Source organism: Lacticaseibacillus zhaodongensis (assembly GCF_009687905.1).
Lineage (GTDB): Bacteria > Bacillota > Bacilli > Lactobacillales > Lactobacillaceae > Lacticaseibacillus > Lacticaseibacillus zhaodongensis.
On record NZ_BLBG01000006.1, the window covers coordinates 97,464 to 121,359 of the forward strand.

At 55.8% G+C, this 23,896-nt stretch carries 23 protein-coding genes; 3 read left to right on the plus strand and 20 right to left on the minus strand.

The features are described from left to right. Window positions 1–429: 429 nt before the first annotated feature. The 18 genes from GN107_RS06255 to GN107_RS06340 form a co-directional block, all read right to left on the minus strand. Window positions 430–1,656: a chloride channel protein gene (locus GN107_RS06255; RefSeq protein ID WP_196246303.1), complete on the minus strand. Its 1,227-nt coding sequence runs from the start codon at window positions 1,654–1,656 to the stop codon at window positions 430–432. Window positions 1,657–1,766: 110 nt separating this feature from the next. Next, window positions 1,767–3,140 (minus strand): MFS transporter, encoded by a 1,374-nt coding sequence (locus GN107_RS06260; RefSeq protein WP_269057688.1) that lies wholly within the window; start codon window positions 3,138–3,140, stop codon window positions 1,767–1,769. A 179-nt stretch (window positions 3,141–3,319) separates the two neighbouring features. Further along, the gene (gene hisC, locus GN107_RS06265) at window positions 3,320–4,402 is read right to left on the minus strand and encodes a histidinol-phosphate transaminase (protein WP_155287496.1); all 1,083 of its coding nucleotides are present in this window, start codon (window positions 4,400–4,402) and stop codon (window positions 3,320–3,322) included. 11 nt (window positions 4,403–4,413) lie between these two features. After that, the gene (gene hisE, locus GN107_RS06270; RefSeq protein ID WP_155287497.1) at window positions 4,414–4,743 is read right to left on the minus strand and encodes a phosphoribosyl-ATP diphosphatase; all 330 of its coding nucleotides are present in this window, start codon (window positions 4,741–4,743) and stop codon (window positions 4,414–4,416) included. After that, complete coding sequence (hisI, locus tag GN107_RS06275) at window positions 4,736–5,065, minus strand: phosphoribosyl-AMP cyclohydrolase (RefSeq protein WP_155287498.1); 330 nt, start codon at window positions 5,063–5,065, stop codon at window positions 4,736–4,738. Before hisI ends, hisE begins: the two co-directional genes overlap by 8 nt. Next, entirely contained in the window at window positions 5,056–5,820 is a 765-nt protein-coding gene (gene hisF, locus GN107_RS06280) for an imidazole glycerol phosphate synthase subunit HisF (protein WP_155287499.1), read from the minus strand. The genes hisI and hisF overlap by 10 nt, the downstream gene beginning before the upstream one ends. Next, entirely contained in the window at window positions 5,820–6,542 is a 723-nt protein-coding gene (hisA, locus tag GN107_RS06285; RefSeq protein ID WP_155287500.1) for a 1-(5-phosphoribosyl)-5-[(5-phosphoribosylamino)methylideneamino]imidazole-4-carboxamide isomerase, read from the minus strand. Before hisA ends, hisF begins: the two co-directional genes overlap by 1 nt. Then, window positions 6,520–7,146, minus strand: coding sequence for an imidazole glycerol phosphate synthase subunit HisH (gene hisH, locus GN107_RS06290; protein WP_155287501.1), 627 nt, complete (start codon window positions 7,144–7,146; stop codon window positions 6,520–6,522). Before hisH ends, hisA begins: the two co-directional genes overlap by 23 nt. Beyond that, window positions 7,146–7,730 carry an imidazoleglycerol-phosphate dehydratase HisB gene (gene hisB / locus GN107_RS06295; protein WP_155287502.1) on the minus strand — a complete coding sequence of 195 codons (585 nt, stop codon included), beginning with the start codon at window positions 7,728–7,730 and terminating at the stop codon, window positions 7,146–7,148. Before hisB ends, hisH begins: the two co-directional genes overlap by 1 nt. A 70-nt stretch (window positions 7,731–7,800) precedes the next feature. Then, window positions 7,801–8,424, minus strand: a complete 624-nt coding sequence (hisG, locus tag GN107_RS06300; protein WP_155287503.1) for an ATP phosphoribosyltransferase — start codon at window positions 8,422–8,424, stop codon at window positions 7,801–7,803. Beyond that, window positions 8,417–9,562: an ATP phosphoribosyltransferase regulatory subunit gene (locus GN107_RS06305; protein ID WP_155287504.1), complete on the minus strand. Its 1,146-nt coding sequence runs from the start codon at window positions 9,560–9,562 to the stop codon at window positions 8,417–8,419. The genes hisG and GN107_RS06305 overlap by 8 nt, the downstream gene beginning before the upstream one ends. A gap of 823 nt (window positions 9,563–10,385) precedes the next feature. Beyond that, window positions 10,386–11,237 (minus strand): triphosphoribosyl-dephospho-CoA synthase CitG, encoded by an 852-nt coding sequence (gene citG, locus GN107_RS06310; protein ID WP_155287505.1) that lies wholly within the window; start codon window positions 11,235–11,237, stop codon window positions 10,386–10,388. Window positions 11,238–11,249: 12 nt separating this feature from the next. Beyond that, complete coding sequence (locus GN107_RS06315; RefSeq protein WP_155287506.1) at window positions 11,250–12,029, minus strand: alpha/beta fold hydrolase; 780 nt, start codon at window positions 12,027–12,029, stop codon at window positions 11,250–11,252. Beyond that, window positions 12,029–12,664 carry a malonate decarboxylase holo-ACP synthase gene (locus GN107_RS06320; RefSeq protein WP_155287507.1) on the minus strand — a complete coding sequence of 212 codons (636 nt, stop codon included), beginning with the start codon at window positions 12,662–12,664 and terminating at the stop codon, window positions 12,029–12,031. Before GN107_RS06320 ends, GN107_RS06315 begins: the two co-directional genes overlap by 1 nt. Further along, window positions 12,652–14,334, minus strand: a complete 1,683-nt coding sequence (gene mdcD / locus GN107_RS06325; RefSeq protein WP_155287508.1) for a biotin-independent malonate decarboxylase subunit beta — start codon at window positions 14,332–14,334, stop codon at window positions 12,652–12,654. The genes GN107_RS06320 and mdcD overlap by 13 nt, the downstream gene beginning before the upstream one ends. After that, window positions 14,324–14,623, minus strand: a complete 300-nt coding sequence (locus tag GN107_RS06330; protein ID WP_155287509.1) for a malonate decarboxylase subunit delta — start codon at window positions 14,621–14,623, stop codon at window positions 14,324–14,326. Before GN107_RS06330 ends, mdcD begins: the two co-directional genes overlap by 11 nt. 45 nt (window positions 14,624–14,668) lie before the next feature. After that, entirely contained in the window at window positions 14,669–16,312 is a 1,644-nt protein-coding gene (mdcA, locus tag GN107_RS06335; RefSeq protein ID WP_155287510.1) for a malonate decarboxylase subunit alpha, read from the minus strand. Beyond that, window positions 16,312–17,226 carry an ACP S-malonyltransferase gene (locus GN107_RS06340; RefSeq protein WP_155287511.1) on the minus strand — a complete coding sequence of 305 codons (915 nt, stop codon included), beginning with the start codon at window positions 17,224–17,226 and terminating at the stop codon, window positions 16,312–16,314. The genes mdcA and GN107_RS06340 overlap by 1 nt, the downstream gene beginning before the upstream one ends. Window positions 17,227–17,355: 129 nt before the next feature. On the opposite strand from GN107_RS06340, the gene GN107_RS06345 reads away from it, so the two are divergent. Together GN107_RS06345 and GN107_RS06350 are read left to right on the plus strand one after the other, a co-directional pair. After that, the gene (locus GN107_RS06345; RefSeq protein WP_155287512.1) at window positions 17,356–18,231 is read left to right on the plus strand and encodes a LysR family transcriptional regulator; all 876 of its coding nucleotides are present in this window, start codon (window positions 17,356–17,358) and stop codon (window positions 18,229–18,231) included. 105 nt (window positions 18,232–18,336) lie between these two features. After that, the gene (locus tag GN107_RS06350) at window positions 18,337–19,455 is read left to right on the plus strand and encodes an acyltransferase family protein (RefSeq protein WP_155287513.1); all 1,119 of its coding nucleotides are present in this window, start codon (window positions 18,337–18,339) and stop codon (window positions 19,453–19,455) included. Between the two features lie 259 nt (window positions 19,456–19,714). Here GN107_RS06350 and GN107_RS06355 read toward each other — a convergent pair whose 3' ends face one another. Continuing rightward, entirely contained in the window at window positions 19,715–20,047 is a 333-nt protein-coding gene (locus tag GN107_RS06355) for a DsrE family protein (RefSeq protein WP_155287514.1), read from the minus strand. A gap of 113 nt (window positions 20,048–20,160) precedes the next feature. Further along, complete coding sequence (locus GN107_RS06360; protein WP_155287515.1) at window positions 20,161–21,513, minus strand: threonine/serine exporter family protein; 1,353 nt, start codon at window positions 21,511–21,513, stop codon at window positions 20,161–20,163. Window positions 21,514–21,747: 234 nt separating this feature from the next. On the opposite strand from GN107_RS06360, the gene GN107_RS06365 reads away from it, so the two are divergent. Continuing rightward, window positions 21,748–23,820 carry a KUP/HAK/KT family potassium transporter gene (locus GN107_RS06365; RefSeq protein ID WP_155287516.1) on the plus strand — a complete coding sequence of 691 codons (2,073 nt, stop codon included), beginning with the start codon at window positions 21,748–21,750 and terminating at the stop codon, window positions 23,818–23,820. The last annotated feature ends 76 nt before the right edge of the window (window positions 23,821–23,896 follow it).

Below are 23,896 nucleotides of genomic sequence, written 5' to 3' on the forward strand. Positions count from 1 at the left end.
AACGTGAGCAGTCGATTCCTATGTCTCGATAATCGAATGATACGGACTGCGCAACGCCCGCCAAATCAAGCGCCATCGGACTTTGTTATGCCATTCAAGATTGATGGTTGCTACTGCCAATTCAGACTATAAGTTAACGACTTTAACGTTTATTCAACTGCACGAATAGGCACAAACAGGCGCTGGGGGACGCTCTGTTTTGTCTGACCATAATCCAAGCCGAATGTCTCAATCATTTTATTTTAACGGAGTCGCTTAGTTAAGACCCCTTAGCGATGATAGTTAAATGAGTTTGCTTATGATGCTTCAATAAAAAAACAGTAGTTGTTTATCTGCTAACTTCACGTTGCAACAGAGCCGTAAAACGTTAATTATTCAGACTATATAAAGAGCACCGCAGCCAGCTGACCACGGTGCTCTCGTTTCAGTCTATAGTCGAAGAATTGCAAACTGATCGCCATACTTAGCGTTCAGCCGCTGGTAGCCTCGGTCCACCAAGAAGATGCAGCCAGTGGTAATCACGCTGACTGGCAGCAGGTTCGGCGGCAGGAACATGATTGCCATCACCCCACCCGCAACTAAGGGTGACTCCAGAATCGTTGCACCCATGCTGATGGCACAAACAGCGATGATAAAGATCGGGTCCAGTTGCGGCAAGAGGTGGCTTAATGCAATCCCCTGCGCAGTGCTAGCGAAGAGAACTGGGAAAATATCCCCACCGAGCCAGCCAGTGTTCAGACAAATCGTCAGCAGTGCCAATTTCAGAAACGACCGCAACAACAGGAACCCATTCGTTTGCTGCTGCCAGCTCGTCGCGAGCAGGTGGAAGTTGTGCATCCCCGAAAAGTTGATTGCGGGCGTGAAGAGTGTTGCGAGGTAAATGGCAATCCCACCAAACACGAGCAGGCTCCAGTCGTGGGTCAAGCGGCCCGTGATGATGTGGCGCAAGCCCACCATTAGCCGTAAGTAAATGCGTCCCGCTAGCCACGAACCCAGCACAATGAGTGGCAACCACAGCAGGTCGCGCATGTGCCAGGCGGAACGACCGAGGTAAACAATCACGGACGGTTCACCACCCCACTTGCAGGTCAGGTAGAAGGCCAAGATTCCGAACACGAAGTAGCTGATCATGCACGGGGTCCACAGACTTTTGTGCTTATCGGCCGGTGACCGGTGCAGCAGGTACCGGTGCGGCGTCAAGATAACGCGCAGGAGTCGCTTTGTGCCTTGTTGGTGAATTGCCGGCCAGTTGCGGTCAATGTAACGCAGCTTGTCGCCGAGCCAGATGCCGTACAGACAGGTCGAACTCACGAGCGTGGCTTCGGGGCCGAGACTCGTGCCACTGGTCAGCATGACTGCGGGCACAATCATTTGCAGCAGCAGATAGCGGTAGTTCGACGTTCCCGTCGCGGCGAGGTCCGCCCGAATCAGACCGAGCGCCTTCGGGAACTGACCGGTCGTGCGCTGGGTCAGGTAAATCAGCGCCCCAACCAGCACTATCCAGGCGGCGTTGAACACCGGCCGAAACGTTGGTCCCGGCCAGACGACATCAATCAACCAGCCCTGCAGCAGGTAGAAGCCGCCGAGAATGGCACCGATGATGAGCGCACACAAAAGGCCGTAACTATAGATGATTAACTTTTGCCTGCGTGTCACCCGCATACCTCCACTTTTCCAACTCCGCCATGAAAACAAATCGAGTTCCAGCATACCGGTTTGCAAGCGGCGGCGTCAAATGCAGTGTTAATCGCCGTGTTCTCCGCACGCTATGAATTAGCTGCCGCAGCGCGCCGGGTGCTGCGCAGCAACCAGGTGAGCAAGCCCAGCGCAATTACGATCAGCCCGAGTGCAAAATAATAACTGATGTGCATCCCCGCGATAAACCACTCCGGGTGTGCATGCGGATAGCTGGTGATGTGCCGACCAGCTTGCCGACTAATACCCCAGTAGAGGGTGGAAGTGGCGAGCGACAGGCCTAGGGACATGCCTAGGTTCCGGGATAGCGACGCAATCGAGCCGGCAATGCCCTGATATTCCTGACCAGCATTGCTCATGATCATCGGGTTGTTTTGGAAGGTCCCGTTGGCAAAGCCAAAAATCATGAGGGCGATAACTAGCCACAGGGCGCCCCAGCTGGGTTCAATCAGTATGAAAATGATCATCGGGATCAAGAAGAGGCCCAGGCCGTACCGCGAAACCCGTTCCGGCCCGATGTGGTCACTTAACTGCCCGCCCAGTGGTGCCGCGAAAACGTTGACGAACGGTGCCGCCATCAGGATCATTCCAGCGATTGCGGAGGAGTAGCCTAAAGTTTCCTGCAGGTAAAACGGCAAGATCATATTATTAAAATAACTGACCGCAAACACCATCATCGTGGTCAGCACGCCAATCGTAAACGCCGGATTCTTGAAGATCCGCAAATTCAGTAATGGCGCCGGGGTATGATTTTCCCGGTAAACAAAGCCACCAATCATGATTAAGGTGCAGACGAACAAGCCGATGATCGGCAAACGGGTATAGCCGCTATCCTGGCCCCAATAAATCCCGACGAAGAACGCCACGATGGCTAATGCGTAGGCGGCATAGCCGGGCCAGTCAATTTTGATTTTCTGCAGGTGCACTGGCTCCTTGGGGAAAAGCTTACGCCCGAGTATAAACGCGATAATTCCGAGCGGCACGTTGATATAAAAGATATCGTGCCAAGTGAACGCGGCCAGGATGAGGCCGCCCAATCCGGGCCCCATGATATTGCCAATCTGGACAAAGGAGCTATTGACGCCCAGTGCGATGCCGTGCCGCGCTCGGGGAAAAATTTCGGTGATGATACCGAAGTTAGTGGCCATCGTCATCGAGGAGCCGACCGCCTGCAGTACCCGCATGATCAATAGCATCGGCAGCGAATTGCTGAGCCCACAGCCAAGAGAGCCAACTGTGAAAATAATCGTACCGACCTGAAACACCGGAATACGGCCAATTTGGTCGGAGACATTACCGAAGAAGATGAGCAACACGCAAATCAAAACTAAGTAGACAGACACGACCCATTCGGCCTGGTTCATCGGCACACCAAAGTCATGAGATAGTTGCGGCACGGCAATATTAACGATACTGGCGTCGATGGTCGACATGAATGACACCATTGATGTTGCCAGCAGGAGGGTCCATTGGGAACGCTTGTCCAAGATGGTTCACCACTTTCAATCAGAATATGTAAGCTAATTACTATTATTTATACCTTAACATAAGCACGCAAAGACCCTCGCTCAGGCAGATGATTAACTGTCCGAGCAAGGGTCTCGTCGTGGCGCGCTTGTTAATGCTACTTGTGTGCTGCCAAATATTCCGCAATCAGTTTCTGCAGCTGTGCATTCTCTTCCGCGCTACCGAAAGTGACCCGCAGCCAATCGGGGCGCAAGCGGTCACGCACAAGAAAGCCATTGTGCATCAGAAAATCGTGCAAGCCGGCCGCGTCTGGCACCTGGAAGAAGATGAAGTTAGTCTGACTAGGATAGAAGTTAAGCTTTTGCGCGGTCAGGAAATCAGTCCAGGACTTGCGCGCCGCGACCACTTTCCGCTTTGTATCCGCGACAAACTCCTGATCATCCAGTGCGGCTAGCGCCAAGGTCTGGGATACACTGTTGAGGTTGTAAGGCAGCCGCACCGCCTGCATGCTGGCAATCAGCGACTTCGGGACAACAGCGTAACCGACCCGCATCCCCGCCAGCCCGTATATTTTGGAGAAGGTCCGCATCACCACGATGTTGGAAAACTGGTCCAAAAACTGCACGGCGGATGGATTGTCGACCCCGTCCACAAACTCAATGTAGGCTTCATCGATAAGCACCAGCACGTGTTGCGGGATGCGGCTGAGCAGCGCCTCCAGCTCAACTGGCTTGAGCAGCGTTCCGGTCGGATTGTTCGGGTTGCAGAGCCACAGCAACTTGGTCTTGTCCGTGATGGCGGCAACCATGGCGTCCGCATCAACACGGCCATCAGCGGTCACTGGTACATCAACGGTTTTGGCTGCCTCAATCTGGTCGTGCAGTTTGTACTCGGAGAAGGTCGGCCATGGTTCGACGACCTCATCACCAGGTTCGAGGAAAGTACGCGTGATTAGCTCAATAATTTCATCCAGCCCGCAACCAAACAGCAGCTGCTCAGGGTCAACCTGCAAGTATTGCGCTACCGCCTCCCGCAACGCATTCGCATTGCCGTCTGGATATTCGTTCAATGGCAGGCTCGTTGCTGTGGCCAGCGCTTTTTTGACGCGGGGTGAGGTGCCAAAAGGGTTCTCATTGGCCGACAGCCGCACAAGTTTATCAATGCCTAACTTGGCCTGCAAATCTTGCAGTGGTTCTTCCGGCACGTAGGGGTGTAAGTCCGCAACAGTTTTCTTAAGCATATTCTGCCCCCCTAGAACTTGTCGATTGGGCGCCGGTCTTGCGTCTTACTCTTCTTGCCCTCGCGGCTGGCGAGTTCCTCTTCAATCTGGTCAACGCTGATTCCGCGCTCCGCCATCAGCACGAGTACGTGGTAAGTCAGGTCGGCAACTTCCAGAATGAATGCGGGGTCGTCGGGGTTCTTCGCCGCGACCACGACCTCGGTCGACTCCTCGCCGACCTTCTTCAAGATTTTGTCGAGGCCCTTAGTGAATAGGTAATCCGTGTAGGAGCCCGGTTCCGGGTTTTCCTTGCGTGACTTGATCAATGCTTCTAGTTCGTGAATCGTCTGCTTTTCACTCATCGATAACGTCTCCCTTTTCGTTCCTGTAAAAACAACTCGTGTGGCCGGTGTGACAAGCCGGGCCCGCTGGTTCAACCAGCAACAGCACCGTGTCGGCGTCACAATCAACTTGGATGTCGACGACCTTTTGCGTGTTGCCACTAGTCTCGCCCTTGTGCCACAGCTCGCCGCGGCTGCGGGACCAGAACCAGGTCTGCCCCGTCGCCTTGGTGCGCTCCCAGGACTCCTTGTTCATGTAGGCCACCATCAGCACTTGCTTCGTGCGCGCGTCCTGCACCACGGTCGGAATCAGCCCGTCTTCCTTGGCAAAATCTAGCTCCATCGTACCGGGACCCCCTCTTTTTGTAGCGCCCGTTTAACGTCCGGAATGGTCAGCTCGCCAAAGTGAAAGACCGAGGCGGCCAGGCCGGCATCAACGTTCGTTTGCTTGAATAAATCAACCATGTCCTGCGTGCTGCCGCAGCCGCCAGAGGCAATGATGGGCACGTCCACCGCCGCTGTCAATTGCTGGTACAACTTGAGGTCAAATCCGGCCTTGGTGCCGTCCTTGTCCATGGAGGTCACCATGAGTTCCCCGGCCCCGCGTTCAACCGCCTCGCGAGCCCAGGCAATGCCGTCCTTACCGGTTGGGGTGCGGCCCCCATCAACCACGACTTCGTAGACCTGCATCTTGTCGTTGTAACGCACGTCGATTGCAGCCACCATGCACTGAGCACCAAATTTCTCCGCGCCCTGCGTGAGTAGCTCGGGATTGCGCACGGCCGCAGAGTTCAAGGCCACTTTATCGGCACCGGCGTGGAGCAGCCGCTGCATGTCAGCCACGTTGTGCACCCCGCCGCCAACGGTCAGGGGCATGAACACCTGACTGGCCACCTGCTCGATGGTATCGACGATTGCGGGCCGCTGTTCAACGGTTGCCGTGATGTCCAGGAAGACCAGTTCATCGGCCCCCTGCTTTTCGTAGGCTGCGGCGATTTCTGCCGGGTCACCAACATCGGTCAGGGAAACAAAATGCACGCCCTTCTTCACCCGGCCGTGATCAACATCCAGACAGGGAATGATTCGTTTACTAAGCATTAAGCATCCATCCTTTCCCGTAAATCGGCCAACGTAATCGTGCCGGCAGCGAGAGCCTTACCAACGATGGCGGCCCGCAAACCGGCCGCCGCCAGCTGGTCCAGATCCGCCGGCGTGTGCATCCCGCCAGAAGCCACGATCGTCACATCGGGGAAGGCGGTCTGCAGCCGCTGCAAGAGTGCCACGTTCGGGCCGGCAAGCATGCCGTCCTTGGCGATGTCCGTCACGACGAAGCGCCGGGCACCGGCAGTGCGCATCGCCGCGAGCACGTCGTCGACCTGGGCACTGCTGGTTTCGAGCCAACCGGCCGTGGCCACCTTGCCGTCGCGGCAGTCGAGCCCGATGGTAATCGCGTCAGGGCCAAACTTTTGCAGCGCAGTCCGCGCCAGCTCCGGATTGGTCAGCACCACGGAGCCGAGAATGACCCGCTTGACGCCCAACTGCAGGTACTGCTCAATCGCAGCGAGCGTGCGGATGCCGCCACCGACTTCTACATCTAAATCCGTTGCGGCCAGGATTTTGGCAATCACCGCCGTGTTCTTCGGCGTGCCCGCCTTGGCCCCGTCCAGATCCACGAGGTGCAGGTCCGTCATGCCCGCGGCCGCAAACTTTTGTGCTTGCGCTACCGGGTCGGCGTTAATGAGGTCGCGCTGGGCATAATCGCCCTGCTTGAGGCGCACGCTCTGACCACCAATCAAATCAATTGCGGGCAACATCTGCATTGCGGCACACCTCCTCGAAAGCGGACAAGCCGGCGAGCCCCACCTTGCCGCTCTTTTCCGGGTGGAACTGCATGCCGATGACGTTGTTCTGGCGCACGACGCTCGGAATGCGGACGCCGTAATCGCAGCTGCAGACCACGTTGCGACTCGCCGTCTGCACGTAGAAGGAGTGCACGAAGTAGGTGTACTGGCCGCCAAAGATGTCGGCGAGCTTACCCGGCCGCTGGGAGACGTTCTTGTCCCAGCCCATGTGCGGTACCTTCAAGTCGTCGGCCTTCGGAATCGGCACGACCGCACCGGGCAAAATTCCGAGGCCGGGGCAACGGCCAAACTCATCGCTGTAGTCAAACAACAGCTGCATCCCCAAACAGATACCCAGCATCGGCTGCCCGCTGCGGGCCGCCTGCTGCAAGACCGGCACCAGCTGGCGGTCTGCTAGCGCCGCCATCGCCTTTTGGAACGCTCCGACCCCAGGCAGGATAATGCCGTCCGCCGCGAGCAGCTCGTCCGGATCGGCGGTGAGGGTGCTCGCGATGCCAAGGAAGCTGAGCGCCTTTTGCACGTTGCGCACGTTCCCCGTGTCGTAATCAACTAGTGCCAGCATTAGATCACCCCTTTGGTCGACGGAATCCCCTTGATTTCGGGATTCAGCGTGACGGCCGCGCGCATCGCCCGGCCCAGCGCCTTGAACAGCGTTTCGATTTTGTGGTGCGTGTTGCGGCCGTACAAAACGGCGGCGTGGCAGTTGAGCTCGGCGTTGAAGGCGAAGGCCTGGAAGAAGTCCTCGGTGACCTCGGTGTCGTAGCCGCCCAGCTTCGGGTTGTCGAACTCGGCGTCAAAGACCAGGTAGCTGCGGCCGGAGAGGTCAATCACAACGCGGGAAAGAGTCTCATCCAGCGGCACGAAGGCAGTGCCGAAGCGCTCAATGCCGGCTTTGTCGCCGAGTGCCTGCTTGAAGCACTGACCAAGCACGATGCCGACGTCTTCTGTCGTGTGGTGCGGGTCGACCTGCAAGTCGCCATCCGCCTTGACCACTAAACCGAAGCGGCCGTGTTTGGCAAAGGCGTTCAGCATGTGGTCGAAAAAGCCAATCCCAGTATCGATATCGATTGTGCTGTAATCATCAAGGTTCAAACTAACCGTGATTTTGGTCTCGGCCGTGTCGCGTGTAATCGTTGCTTGTCTCATAATTATGCCCTCCTAATTGCTTGCTCCTGCCACCGCAGCCGCGGTGACGCCATCTTTCAACAATAATTGCTTATTTTGCCTGAATACACTTTTGGAGGTTAGTAATCAGCTGGTAGACTTCCGCCCGCTTTTGCTTCAACGCGAGGCGGTTGACCACTAGGTGCGCCGAACAATCTTGGAGCCGGTTGTAGACCTGCAGGTGGTTCTCCCGCAGCGTCGTACCGGTTTCCACGATGTCGACAATGGCGTCCGCCATGCCAATGAGCGGGGCCAGTTCAACGGAGCCCTCGATTTTGATGATTTCAACGTCGGTGCCAATCGTGTCGAAGTAGGTCTGCGTGATGTGCGGGTACTTGCTGGCAATGATGAGCCGCCGCGGCGTGTCCGGATTAAAGGCGCTGGTCGAGGCGAGGACAAAATGGCACTTGGAAACCTGCAGATCCAGCATGTCCGGCTGGTCGTTTTCCTGCTCGGTGAGGATGTCGGAACCAACAATGCCGATATCCACGCTGCCGCGGTTGAGGTAGGTCAGCACGTCCGGCCCTTTTGCCAGAATCGTCCGGTAACGGTCGCGGTCGGTGAAAATGAGCTTGCGGCCCTTGTTTTCGATTGGCACGGTGTCGACACCGGCCTGCTTTAGTAGTGGCAAGACGTCCTGTTCGGTCCGGCCCTTCGTTAAGGCGATATTAAGCATTGGTCTCCTCCTGACTGCTCAAGTCGATGAGCTGAGCTTGTTGCTGATCAGCCTGCTGCTGCGCGGCCGCCAGACTGGTGGCGAGGCACAAGGTCGCATTCGGCCGCTTAGCAACATATTGCTGGGCCGCCAGCCACTGGTCTTCAGTAAAGTAAACCAGCTGCTGCGGGCTTGCGTCTTGCACGGGCACGCTGGCGACCAGCGCGTCCACGTCAAAAGCGAAACCGACCGCGGCGAGCGGCGTCTGCTGGAAGCTAGCGAGCAAGCGGTCGTAGCGGCCACCGGAGAACAAGTAATCGCCAGCCGCAGCGTAGGCGTGGAAGCTGAGTCCGGTGTAATAAGGCTGCGGCGCGCTGCTGCACAGGTCCAAGGTGACTTCCGCGTTCGGGACGTAACGCTTGAGGAACGCCGCCACCCGCTGCAGGTCAGCCAAAATTGCAGCCACGCCGGGTGTCTCCGGTAACTTTTCGACTTGCGCCAGCACCGTGTCCAGCGGGCCGAACAACCAGGGCCAATTTTGCAAGAAGTCGGCGTAGGGACTGTTTACCAGCGGCTTGATGCGGTCCTGGTAAGTGCTAAGGTTCTTGGCAATCAGTGCCTGCTTCAGTTCCGCGCGTGCCGGCTCGGCCAGGGGCAAGGCCGCCAGCACTGCGTCAACGAAGCCCGCGTTGCCCAGCTCGATCGTGAACTGCTTGATCTGCAGCTGGGTGCAAAGCTGCCCGGCGAGGAGCAGGCACTCCTCTTCAGCCTTACTGCCGGGGTAGCCGATGATTTCGATACCGGCCTGCGTGATTTGGTCGTAGCCGCCGGTGTGCCGCTTGTGGCGCCGGAACACATCCCCGCTGTAACTGAGCTTGACCGGAGGCACGATCCCGGTGGTGCTCATCACCCGGGCAATTGGCATCGTCAGGTCGGGCCGCAGCACCAGCTGCTCCTCTTCGGCGGGCAGGCTGTATGTACCGAGGTTGCCGCCGTTCATGCCGGTGAACACGTCAGCGTATTCGAGCACTGGTGTTTTGACCGGGGCAAAACCCTGCTGGCTGAATGTGGTTTGAATCGTCTGGATGATTTGCTGCTTACGTGCCATTGCCGGCCCGAGTTCATCGCGGGTGCCGAGGGGCAAATTGCGTTTGGACATGTGATTACCTCCGATTGTGTGGAAAAGATGTGGATAATTTTTATGGTGCTTAGAATTGGCTGTTAATAACTCGCATTTGTTGTGGATAATGGTTATCTTACGGTACCGAGTCGAGCTGCGGCGTTCTTGCTTACGATGTCTAGTCGAGCTGCGAGGAACTGAAGCTTGCGCTTTGCCCACTCCGGAAGTAATGCCAAAACCCGGCATTTCTTCCGGAGTCTGCAAATGCTCACCTTCAAACCGTTCCTTTCCGCTCTGTGTACATAGTCGAGCTGCGCCCCGCAGAAGCTTGCGGCTAACTGACTTCTGAAATAATGCCCAAAACCGGCATTCTTTCAGAAGCCTGTTAGTCCTCAGCTTCTACCCGCGGGGCTCCGCTCTGTGTACAAAAAAAGTCCCCAAGAATCATCTAGATTCTTGAGGACGATGTGTCACCGCGGTACCACCTCAATTTGCTACTGGCTTGCGCCAAATAGCCTCGCACTGTCAAGGAGCGGCGGCGTAACGCGAACGCTTCCTGATAGCTATGATAACGCAATTCCTGCGTGCCAGCCTACTATTGGTTCAGCCGCCAAGTTCATAGATGTGCCACGAATCTGCAGTCATCTCGTTCCATCCCCTGAGACTCTCTGTGCACTGCCGCAATTCGTTTCTTCTAATCTCTACTTAATTCTGTTCACTTGATATTTAATGTTGAGTTAATGCTATCACATAATTGTTAAGTGTCAACAGTTTTTTAGAAACGGTTCAGGTAGGCCACTTTTGCTGAACAAAAAGTGCCCCGCTTCATCAACAATTGATGAAACGAGACACCGTAAAGTAGCTAGATTACGCCTGCAACCAGCGCCATAAAAATTGTCAGGATCAGCATGTCCGCAGATCCGCCCAGGCTCAGATTTCGCGCTAAGAAATCCGTGTTCATCCGGTCAAGTAACTCCTTGCCCCGCTTGGTGTGCACTCCGCCCGCATCAAGGATTGCTTGCGCCTGCGTCTGTGCGGCAGCCATGGCCGTCACCGTCCCGGCGCGGTGAATCAGATTAGTATCCGTAAAGTGCGCCGTGATTGCGAGCAGACTATCAAGTAGCCGCTCATTCAGGCTCCCTTCTGCTTGCCGCAAAGTGGGCAACCCGTGCGCAAAAACGCTGGGGTAGCCGGCCTCAGCCTCGCCCCGCACGCCGGTCAAACCATAGCCTAGGTAAAGCTTTTCACCTGCCGTCAGCGCTGCTTTAGGCTTCTCCGCTGTGCGGGCAAAATCCTGCTCGGTCAATCCGGCGAGCATCCGCTTAATGACTAACTGCACCGAAGAGAACGCCGCAGTAGCATTTTGCTGATAAGCGGTCGCGGCCACCAGAATACCCAGGGAAAAAATGGCGCCCTTGTGCGTGTTGACCCCGTTGGTTGCCTCAAACATGGCTTTTTCAGCCTCCATCCCCTCCGGCCGCAGCTTTTGGAACAGATTGGGCAGTGTGCCCGCCCAGTTATCCCCAGTTTCTGCACAAAACTGTAGATAAGGCTGCAAGCTCAGGCTCGAGTCGATAAATGTGAACACGGTCATGTCCGGGTGCGGACCAGAACTAACTGGATCGACCAGCCCCGGCTTGGGATTAACACTGACTTCATATAAAAGTGCACGCGTGGCAAATTTGGCGAGTTGCGCCGGGGTATACTTCGGCATAAGGAGTTCCTTTCATTGGTGTTGTTTCATAAAATGGCGCAAGGTCTGGTTGAACGCCTCTGGCACCTCGGCCATCACGTCATGACCGCAGTCGGCAAGCAATACCTCCCGCACATGGGCGTTGCGCTGCACCAACCACTCGCCGTAACCATTATTGAAGTAGGGCGTCTGCTCAGCGGTCACAAACAGCGTTGGCGTAGTCTCCGCAATGGCCACATCGCGCCAGTCAGCCGCAAAATGACTTTTGAGTAGGGGCAAGCCCTCATCTCGAGTAAAGGGATGCTGACTCTCGGCCCGAATGAAGGCGGTCAACATCTCTGGCACCATGCCGTGTAGAGTCTCATGCCCTTGCCGCGGCTGCGTCAGCTGCACGGGGGCGGTGGCCGCGGTCAGATTACGATAACCAAACGGCCAGTCAGCCGTGTTGAGCATTTTGGGCGACTGATCCACAATCACTAACCCGCTGACTGGCACTTCGGGGTGACGCTGCCGAAATGCCCACAGCACGCTGGCCCCCATCGAGTGGCCAACCAGCAGCGGCCTGATCAGTACCAGACTTCGGATAACTGCCAGCAAATCATCGGCCAGCTGCTCAAGAGTGGTCGCGACCGCACCAGTCGATTCGCCTTGACCGCGGTAATCAAAACACACGGTCTGCGCGTGCCGGCTAAACGTTGCGACTTGGGCGGTCCAGATTTCTTTGTAGCTACCAAAGCCGTTGAGAAAAATCACCGGGCGGCCCTCGCCTTCAGTGTGCACAGCTAATTTTGCCTGCGGAACTTCTACCAACATTAACGCTCACCCGCAAAATGCCAAGGATTAGCCGTTAACTGCGGGCCATTCGCCGTCTTCATCATGATCTGGCGGTCACGCTGCTGGGCGTACTCTTCCAGCGAAAAGCCGTCCTGACCGTGCACCACCTGAATATCGGCGTGCGCGCCAGCAATCACCTGCAGCTGCTGCACTAACCGCAATGCGGCTGCATAGCTCAAAGGTTGCGCCGGGCGGTTCATGATGACGTCCACGTCGGAACCAGGCCGGGCCATCTTCAGACCGGTGACCAGTTCAAACTGCAGACTACCACCAACGCCCCAATCAAAATCTTGGAGTAGGGGCTGCAACTGCACTAGCTTTTGAAACGCCGGCAGCTGTGCCCGCACGGGGTCCAGTTGTGGGAGTAGCGTAAGCGCCTGCTGAGGCGTGACCGGATCACTGTAACCATCTGCGGTCACGAACGCCGCGAAGCGCTCACTCTTCTGATAGCCACGCAGGCCGACCGGATACCGGTCGACCTGTGCGCCGCGCCGCACGATTACGTACGGTGCTTCTTTTAACATGGCTTCTGCCCACTCCGGTAAAGCGCCTGCCGCTGTCAACGCAGCGCGACTGCTGAGGCGAATGAGCGTGTGGGGTGCTAAGCGTTCCATTGCTGATCCATCAGGGCGCGGACCTGGTTAGTTGCCTTGCGCCCACCGTCTGCACCGTTGACCGCGATGTCGTTCGTGTACCGGAAGGACAGGTCAGTTGGCGCGTCGTCCAGACTCGCGAACGCGTCATCCAGTGCGGCCTCAACGGTACCAACAGCCCGCGCATCGTGGTCGTAACCCTTCACGCCCTCGATCAGCCGGTACAGAGAACCGAGCTTCTGGTAATTTTCAATGTCATAAGCCATCGCTGGCACGTGCTTGGTTGCTTCTTCCAGTTCGGCAATGGTCCGCTGGGTAATCCGGGCACTGGAGGCCTTGCTCATCGCCTGAATGGTGATATCAAGGTCATCAAGTGCAACCAGCCGGTTCGACTGCAGTCCTTGGGCTAAGAAACCACCCGAGACCGCATCACCAGGAATGAAGGCAACCACTTTGTGCCCAGCCTGCCGGGCACGTGCATAAGCACTAGCCGCAGCTGCCAGGGACATGTGAATCCCGATCAGCTCTTCCTTGTAGCCATATGCCTGGCTCGGAACGTCCACAACAATGACGATTGGAGTCTTTTGCGTGGCCGGCTTGTCCTTGTCAGCGGCAATCAAGTCGTTAACAACACTGGCAACGGTGTAACCTTCCTGCAGCCCAACTTCACCGTGCTGCACGCGCGGGAAGCGATTATGCTCATCAGGCACGATGGCGATGTATTCCCGCCCGTCCTTTTGCGCGTGCAAAACAGTTGGCACCTCACTCTGAGCGTTCTTGATGCCAGTCAGAATCTCGAACCAGTTGCGGCCCCGCGACTTGGTGCCGGCTTCCGTGCCCGCAACGGCTGGCGCCAAATGATGCTCCTTAACCGTGACCTGCTTGAACAGTTTGTCATAACCAGCGATGTCGAGCGGCTGGCTTGGGTCAAGCTGATCGAGCAAGGACAAGTAGAAGTCACCGCGCTGATCACGCTGCGAATCCTTTTTCTCGTTAATTGCGCTGGTAATTGCCTGCTTAAAGGCCGCAACATCGTCGTCAACGACTTCATCAATGATGCCCGTTGCCTGCCGCTGCTTGGTCCCCAGCGTGTTCCAAATCAGGTTTTTGTCCGAAGAATCCCATTCCTTGACGCCGGCTTCTTGTTCGATAACCTCAGGACCGTTCAAACCAATCCGGGCCTTGTCGGTACCGATCACGTAGGACAACAGGGCGTTGGTGATGGACATCCCGCCGAATGAACCAACGCGTCCGGGAACTAGACCGATGACTGGCACGTACTTCTTCAGCGCGATGATCATGTTCTGAATTTCGGAAATTGACAGGAGGCCGTAGTTAGCTTCCTGCAGGCGCACACCACCGGTATCCAAAATGATGATTGGGTAGACGGTTTTGCCAGCCTTGTTATCGGCTAGCACATGTTCCAGTGCGGCAACAATTTTGGCACCGGAAACTTCACCGATCCCACCGCCTTGGAAGCTGCCTTCGATGGCGATAACGACGGCGTTCTTGCCAGCCATCGTGCCCTTCATGACGACAATCCCATCATCAGCTTCGGGAACGATGCCCTGTGGCTCCAAATGTGGTGAGATCATGTTGTCAAAAGGCCCAATCAGTTCGCGGGTGCTACCGGCGTCCAGTAAGGCTTCGGCCCGCTGGCGAGCGTGTAATTCTACAAAACTATTGCTCATCTTTAAGTGCCTCCATTGCTTGTGTCAGCCGCAAGTTAACGACCCCGGGTGTGGCCCCAAAATCATTGATTTCAAAATCGGCGAGCAGCGGGTAGCGCGCAAAGAAGCGCGTCAGAACGTTCTGCCAGACTTCTTTGAAACCATCACTACCAGTGACGATGTTCAGCTCGGACTCTGTTTTGTCCGTTGGCTTCATGATGACTTCCAGGTCACCTGAAGCAACAACACCAATGTGGACCGGGTGGTCGATTGGCTGCGTTGCTTGATATTTAAAGTGCAATTTTTCCATAATGGGTGCTCCTCTCGTGTAAAAGGCTGCGGCTAGTTCGCGGTTTTAGCTCCAACTTCTGAACTTAGCCGGTGGGTTGTATAAGCCTTTGGACCACTTAACCAGGTCTTCCATGTTCTGGGCGGCAAGCAGGGACCGTGTTGCCTGGTTGCGATTAACGCCGATATCTTCAGGGAACGCAACGATGCCCCGTGCGCGCAAGTCCTTGACTGTGTCTGGATTAGAGCGCAAGCCGACAGGTGTGACGCCGGCAATAGCTTCGATTGCCGCCTGGCGTTCAGCCATTGAGTCGGTCTTGTACAGGTAAGCAATCCCTTCTTCAGTCACGATGTGGGTCGTGTCTTCGGAGTAAATCATGATCGGCACATTGGCGAGCTTGGCCTCTTCACGAACCTTGACCGCATCCAGCGAGTCAACGAAGACCGGCCGCTTGTTAGAGCCAAAGGTTTCAACCATCTGCACAACCAGTTTCTGGCCCTTGCCCAGCGGATCGTTATCTGGCCGCAAACTCTGCCATGCAGGGGTCGAGTGCCGACGCCCAGTTGGGTTGGAACCCATGTTTGGCGCCCCACCGAAACCAGATAGGCGGCCGTTAGTAACAGTTGACGAATTCCCGTACTGGTCAATTTGCAGTGTTGACCCAACAAACATATCCAGTGCGTACTGACCGGCCATCTGGCCAAAAGCACGGTTGGACCGCATCGAGCCGTCTGGACCAACGAAGAACACGTCCGGCCGGGCTGCGATGTACTTTTCCATCCCCACTTCGCCACCAAAGGAGTGAATCGACTTGACCCAACCGGATTCGATTGCTGGAATCAGGGTCGGGGTTGGGTTAACTTCCCAGTTCGGCACGATTTTGCCCTTCAGCCCCAGCTGCTCGCCATACGTTGGCAGCAGCAATTCGATGGCGGCGGTGTTAAAGCCGACCCCGTGATTGACGGACTGAACGTTGTGCTTTTCGTAGATTCCGCGAATTGCCATCATGCCCATCAAGATCTGCAACTCGTTGATGTTCTGTGGGTCCCGCGTAAACAGTGGTTCCAGCTGGTATGGCTCGTCGGCAGGAATGACCACGTCGACCCAATCACTAGGAATGTCGACGCGCGGTACTTTGTCGACGATTTCGTTGGCCTGCACGATGACGATCCCATCGTGGAATGCAGCGGCCTCAACGATAACTGGCGTCTCTTCGGTGTTGTTACCGGTGTAAAGATTACCTTCATGGTCGACTTTATCCGCCGCAACCAACACGACGTTCGGAATCAAATCAACATACAGGCGGGCGTACAGTTCCAGGTAGGTGTGAATGTCCCCCACCTTCAGTGTCCCGTCAGCAATCATTTGCGAAACCCGGGTACTCTGGGGACCCGCAAAGGAGAAGTCCATCTTCGAGGCGATTCCGTCTTCAAAAATGTCCAGGTGCTCGGGCCGCGAAATACTGCTCATGATCATGTGCAGATTGTTGATCTTTTCTGGGTCAACTGCAGCCAGGGTCTTGGACAGAAAACTGGCCTGCTTCTGGTTGTCACCTTCAAGAACGACCTTGTCTCCTGGGGCAATCAAGCCTTCCAGAAGGGTTTTGGCATCCTTCGTTTGCGCAATTTTGCCATCCAGCAGACTGCTAATGGCTGCGAGCTTTCTCGCTTTGGCTTCGCGATGCGTTGCCCAATTACGTTCTTCGCTCATTAATAAGAACCTCTTTCCCATTTATTCAATAAAAACGCTGCGTCAGATACGCTCATTTGATTCAGATTGATTTGGTGCAAGTCCCCAAACTTCTGCGCTAGTACCTTGCGGAAGGGCTGGCCGGGGGCAAAATTGACGATGCTATCCGGCTGGTAATCGCGTGCGACCCCCATCATGGCTTCAAAGTACACCGGGTACTTCAAGTTCGCCGTTAGGTCTTCAAGAATTGGCGCAACCTGCCGAACTGCGCGGCCCGAGTAATTAGCTAGGTAAATACCGTTCGGTTTGGTCAGTTCAACCGCGCTCATTGCCGCCGCCAGCTGGGTACTGACCTCAGTCATCAGCGGTGAGTGCGATGGTACTGGCACTTTCAAGCGCAGCGCCCGGGCGGCACCATTTTGCTTCGCTAACGCCACCACTTGGGCGATCGCATCCAGCTCACCGGACAACGCGGTCTGGTCCTCCGCGTTCTGGTTGGACGCGTATACCGGATGCGCGGTGCTGTGCACTCGCGCAACCAATTTTTCGACCTCACTCCGGCTGAGGCCAACGATGACCCCCATGCCGTAGCCGCTGGGGTAAGCCCCCTGCATGAGCTCCGCCCGCCGTTTAACGGTGCGGAACAAATCGTCTTTCTGCAGACTGCCAAGTGCATATGCCGCCGCAAACACGCCTAGGCTGTGGCCAGCGACTAGGTGCGGCCGCAGTCCCGCCTTGAACATGGCATCGATCTGTGCGACCTGCAGCAGCTCGATGCCCACTTGCAGTTGCACGGAGTCCTGATAGGCTTCGTCTGTGTCCTGTAATTTAAGCCCCAGCAAATCTTCAACGTGCGTGCGCAAATCAGCATCCACACCTTGCAGCATGCTAGCGCTCTGCCCCCCTTGACCGGGGAAAATCCATAATGAATTCACGGTTGACCTTCTCTCTAATTCGATCCGATCGCTCTCACAGAGTTTACTGTAACCCGAACCAATAACGCTGTATAATGAATTTTGATAATATATATAACCGTAAGTTATTAATGAAAGCAGGTCGTCCCCATGAATCTCACCCAACTACAAGGCTTCGTCTACGCCGCCCAGACCGGTAGCATCACGCAAGCGGCCCGGCAGGCTTACGTTAGTCAACCCGCCATGTCCAAAATGATCAAAGAGCTCGAAAAGGAACTTGGGGTGCCCTTATTCGACCGGGTCGGCCGGGGGATCGTGATCAATGATGCTGGCCGCGTTTTCTTAAACTATGTTGAAACCGGCCTTGACCAAATCCAAGCCGGTGTGGAAGCCGTGGCCAAGCGCACGACCAAGCAGCAGCCGATTCGCTTACTAGTTGAGGTGGCTTCGGCCCTCATTCCTGGCATTATCACGACGATCCACCACATCTATCCCGACGCCCCAATCAAACTGACCCAGCGTATTGCCGCGGTCAATGACACCCACGATTTTGACTTCACGATTTCGACCCGGCAGCCGCGGCGCGACAGGCGCTCCGTCCCCCTGCTCAACGAAGAAATCATGGTGGGCAGTGCTGATCCCCAAATCAAGGAGCAGCAGTTTATTAAACCGGAAGAGCTAGTTGGCTTGCCGGTCGTTGCGCTCGGTGGCCACACACCGCTGCGCAGCACGTTGGACGCATATTTTGATAGTCTGGGCATTCAGCTTAACTACCAGTACGAATCCGATGATCCCGCCACCATCCGGGCCATGCTCGGTGCGGGTGTGGGCATCGGCTTCATTCCTTCGGTTACCTGGGCCGATACCGGCAAGCAATTGCATCTGGCGCGGATCGCCCCGAATCCCCCTTATCGAACCATCTATTTAACTGAAGGCCAGGCTAAAGAAGACGCCCGGACCCGCGAGGTTGCGAACGCCTTGGTCGCTCTATTTGTTAGCGAACGCGAGCACGCACTGACCGTTTAGTTACGGAAATTAATTCTTGCAAGTGACTGCGGAACTCGTTAAACTGGCACCGACAGCTTCCCGCCGGTCGCTTCTCACAAATCCGAATTAAGGTGGGACAAGCAAATGAGTGACACTAAACAGCTCGAACCGGCCGCCGATATCGGCGACTATTTGAAGCTGGGCGCATGTACCGCAGTTATGTCGCAGCCAATCATGGCCTACGCATTAACGACCAGCCCCAGTATCGGGGCGCAAACGTGGATCGGGGTTCTCTACAACCTGGTCAAGTACACGGCACCAGCCTTCATCTTTGGTATTTTGTATACCACAACGCGCACCACAATTAACAAGCGCGACCTAACGTATGGCCAGTACATGCAGAATATGTGGCACGCGCTCTTCGTCCCCACTATCTGGTGGACCTTTGTTTACCTACTAGTGATGCCGCAAATGCAACAAGTTAACCAGTATCACGACTTGGGATCGTTCTTATGGCATTTTGTTAACGGGAACGCCGCGCCGCATCTCTGGTACAACACGATGATGTTGCAGTTCATCATTTTGATGCCGCTATTCTGGGCAATTGGCCGCTGGTGCGGGCAAAATGTTAAGCGCGGCCTAATTGCAGCCTGCACTGCCATCATCATCGCAGTACTATGGCTGTGGTTCTACGACACGCAGGTGTTTAACGGTCCCCACGCTACCGATTGGTACCTGTTTGACCGGCTGTTCGTCAGCTTCTTTATTTACGGTGTTTTTGGCACGCTGGCTTGGCAATATCGGATCCAGTTTAACCACGCAATCATGAAGTGGTGGCCAGCCCTAGTCGTGGTGTTCCTCGGAACTTTCTGGTGGGCCAACCGCGAACTATTCAGTTACGGCTTCCCGATTAGCCTCGGCAACGCACCTTACTACAAGCCGTCAATGACGCTTTACGACTTGGCGGTCATCGGCCTGTTTGCCGCTCTATGCTTGTACCAGGTCAAGGCGCGCCGGCCATTCACCAAGTTCGTCCACAAGTTCGCCGGCTTTGCCTACAAGGCCTACCTGTCGAACGTCTTCTGGTCCGAATGCCTCTGGTTGCTGTTCGGCAAGAACTTAACGACCGCCAACACTTGGGCCGGCATCCTGATTTTGTACGTACTGACTTGGTGCCTGTCATTCGCCTCAGCGTTTGGCCTGCACGCAATCTGGTCCCGACTGAAACCAATGATTTTTAAATCAAAAGCCGCTGTTAATTAAGTAGACAAAAAGCGCGAATCCTCGTTGATTCACGCTTTTTGTTTGACCTATTTAGCTGGTGCTGCCTTGCACAGTGAACCGCAGCGACACTGCTCAGGAGTGACCATATCGCACTGACAGCGGCCGTGTGAACCTGCACAGCGGCAGCCGTCATGGCAAGTCATCCCTTGGTGGCACATTGGGTTGTCTTTATTTTCATCCATCTGTCTACCTCCCCGTTAATTAACAATAAGCGTCCAAAAATGCTTAAGCCGGCCCTTTACGGCTTAATGTACGCGTACCCCTGGTGCTGCCGCTGAGCGAGCTCCACCACGCCAGCCGGCACAACGGTGAGCCCCGCCTGCAGCTGGTTCCTCGTAATCTGCCGCTGCGACATTGAGTTGGCGCAAACCGCAACCGTGGCCATCTGCGCCAGCGCGCTCAGGTCGACCGCACTGCCAACCGTGGTGTCGGCAACCGCTGCCCCATTAACCAAGACTTCCAGGGCACTAGCGTCATTTTGGCTCCGCAGCCACTCGCGGTAATGTTGCACATTACTGAGCAGTGTTGGCCACTTGGCTGATTCGTCAATGTGGAAAATTACATCATTCATATCCTAAGCCTCCCACTGATTTTGCTTACGTTATACCACTAACCCAAACGGACCGGTACTGACAACTACGTCAGCGCCGGTCCGTTTGGCAACCATTAAATTAGATAATTTTTTTAATTAACGTGGCGCCAAGCCTTATCCGTCAATATCCGGGCGGTGCCCAGTCCGAGCGGCAAGGCGATGACGATCATAATGGCCTTCAGCAACCAGGATCCACCGACTGTAAAGTTGTTGATTCCCAGGTTGTAAGCCGCCCGGTACATGTACAGCCCCGGCACCATGATGACAATCGAAGGCACCGTGAGTGAGATCCGCGGCAGGCCGAAGCGTTTGAAGAAGTAGGACGCAACCAACCCTGCGGCCAGCGCGCCAAGGAACGCAGCGGCAGCTGGTGGCAACTTGAAATCAACCAGTTCTAGGCGCAGCGTGTTGGCGATGGCCCCCGCCACTCCGGCCAGTCCGGCCATTTTGGGCGGACTGTTAAACATCATCGAGAAGCCGAACACCCCGATGAAACTGGCCACAATGCGCAGCACCAGCAGCGCCAGTGGGCTAAGCCCCTGCGGCAAGAAATCTGCGGGCCGCAATCGCACGAGCATCGCGACGAGCCACCCTGCGAGCGTTGCGACCAGGATCACGGTCAGCGCGAAGGTCAACCGCTCGAGTCCCGAACGCATGTCAAGCTTGAAGATGTCGAGCCCGCTGGTAATCAGCGGGAAGCCCGGGATCACGAAAAGCATCGCGCCAATATAACCGGCCTCATGCGCGCTCGAGACGTTGAAGCCGAACTCCAAGGCTTTGAACACGAGCAGGTAGACGACGCTGGCGAGCGCAACGCTGAGCGCGGTCGTCCCGATCATCGTGATGTGGCGCTTGCCCATCACGCGGCGGGAATAATGGCCCACCCCAGCGCCGCAGAATGCGCAGAACATTTCGACCAAGCTGCCGCCCAGCAGGAAAACGAAGGCCCCGCAGGCAAAAGCAGACGCGAGCCCGGCCACAATCGGCCCGTAGTTACCCGGCCGGTCGCGAATTGCATCGAGCCGGTCGTGAATTTCGTGGGCGGTCAGCTGCAAACAGTTCTGGGCAAAATTATCGGTGAAGCTCTCCAGCTCGTTCAGCTTGTCGGTGTTGACCCCACTGGTCGGCAGCGAGAGCGTTTGGGTGTAGTGGTGCCCGCGTTCAAAACAACTGAACTCAATGGTAGTCAGACCCACATCGGCAGCGCATGTCAGCCCGATTGAACGTGCAACCTTGTCCATCGCCTCGCGCACCCGCCACGCCCCGGTACCGCAGCCGAGCATCATGATGCCGACACGGCCGACAATGGTTGCCCGTTCGCGCAGACTAGCACTAGTAATCGGCACCTTACTGTCACTTTCAAAGCGGTGCCAGTGGATCGTCATGTGGTGTTTTGCAGAGATGTGCAGCGGCTTGACCGCAGTCTTCTCGTCAGAGTTGTCCATTTGCTTTCTTCCATCCTCGCTGTAATTACTTATGTAACTTAGATTATCACTATTTTGGTCTTTCTGAAAATGATATCGCTGCCAACTATTGCGATAGTTGTAAATTGGCCCTACAATCCCTAGCAGAGCGTATGTGCACAATCTCGCTAAATAGTTGCGGATACGATTGCACCGCCCGCCCCAATAATCTACACTTGGAGCACATGGTAAGAAGAATTCTTATGAGGTGAAGAAATGGGCAACTTAGATGCGGCAAAGCAAAGTCACAAGCGGAAGGTGACTGCTGCCGGATTACTGATCACATTGGGCGTGGTTTACGGCGATATCGGAACTAGCCCGCTGTACGTAATGAAATCGATCGTGGCCGGGAACGGCGGCTTAGAGGCCGTCGATCACGACTTTTTGCTGGGCTCCGTTTCCTTAGTATTCTGGACCCTGGCAATCATCACCACCTTGAAGTACGTGATCATCGCGCTGCGTGCTGATAACCACGGTGAAGGTGGGATTTTTGCCCTCTACACCCTGGTGCGCAGGCGCGCTAAGTGGCTGGCGATTCCTGCCCTCATCGGTGGTGCCACGCTGCTGGCTGACGGGATGTTAACGCCAGCCGTGACCGTCACGACCGCAGTTGAAGGACTCAAGGGTCTCAAAATCGGCGGCAACATCTGGATCGGCAACCAGGATGAAGTCATCCTGACGACCATTATTATCATCAGCGTGCTCTTCTTCATCCAGCGGTTTGGTACGCAGCTGATTGGGGGCGCTTTTGGGCCCATCATGACGCTCTGGTTCCTCTTCATCGGGGTCGTCGGCCTGGTCAGCCTCAGCCACGACTGGTCGATGCTGGCGGCGCTGAACCCTTACTACGCGATCCACTTGCTGTTTAGTCCCGCGAACAAAATGGGCATCTTCATTCTCGGCTCAATTTTCCTGGCCACGACCGGTGCTGAGGCACTGTACTCCGACATGGGTCACGTCGGCCGGCCAAACATCTACCTGAGCTGGCCCTTCGTTAACCTCAGCCTGATCCTGAACTACTTCGGCCAGGCGGTTTGGATCGACCAGAACCGGGCAAACCCCGCTTTCGTACACGCGGCAGAGATGAACCCCTTCTTCGCTATGTTGCCAAGTGGCATTCACCTCTTCGGAATCATTTTGGCCACGCTGGCTGCCATCATCGCCAGTCAGGCCCTGATCAGCGGCTCCTACACGCTAGTTTCTGAAGCCATCAAGCTGCGCTTCCTGCCGCGCCTGCACATCATCTACCCGACGCGCTTCAAGGGCCAGTTGTACATTCCGATGGTCAACACCATTTTGTGGCTTGTCTGCATCGGGGTCATCTTCTACTTCCGGACTTCGGCCCACATGGAAGGCGCATACGGACTGGCCATCACCATCACGATGCTGATGACGACCATCCTGCTCTACGAATACCTGCGCCTGCGCAAAACGCCGGGGCTGCTCGCCGGAATCGTGTTCATCTTCTTCGCGGCAATTGAATTCGTCTTCTTCCTGGCGAGTGCCGCGAAGTTCATGCACGGTGGCTACGTGACCGCCCTGATTGCGGCCATGATCCTGCTAGTCATGATCATCTGGTACGAAGGGCGCGTGCTCCGGGACGCCAATTCCTACACCCGCGAAAAAGTCTCCCTGCTCGCCTACAAGAACCAAATCAAGGCGCTGCATGACGACGAATCCTACTCCCTGTATGCCGATAATCTGGTTTACATGACCGAACCAAGCGCCAACTACTTCGTCAAAAAGGATCTGATCTATTCCATCCTCGACAAGCGGCCTAAGCGCGCCACAGTCTACTGGTTCGTGACCGTCAACGTTACCGACGAACCCTACACGGCTGAATACACGGCCAACACTTACGACACGGATTACATTGTTAACGTTCAGCTTTACCTGGGCTTCCGGCGCTCACAAAGCGTCAACGTGTTCCTGCGTCAAATCGTCGCCGACCTGATGCACAGCGGTGACCTCCACCCGCAGCCGCAAAAGTACACGACCATGCCTGGCCGCACGGTTGGTGACTGGTCCTTCGTCCTCGTGCAGGAAGAACTGTCACCAGAGACCCAGATCAACGGCTTCGCCAAGCTGCTCATCCAGGCCCGCATCTGGCTGCAAAAGCACACCGTCAGTGTTGCGAAGTGGTTCGGGCTTGAGTACTCCGATGTTGTCGTTGAACACGTCCCACTAGTTCTGGGCAAAATCCGCAAGACCCACCTCAAGCGCATCCACCACCGGCCTGCGTCAGCGCAGACGGGTGAAGATATCGATGACGACGAGGACGATGAATAGAGTGCTCCACAACGTGGTTAGCTCCTGAGCATTAACGTGAAATTCACCCTCAGCACATGCACTTTGTGTTGAGGGT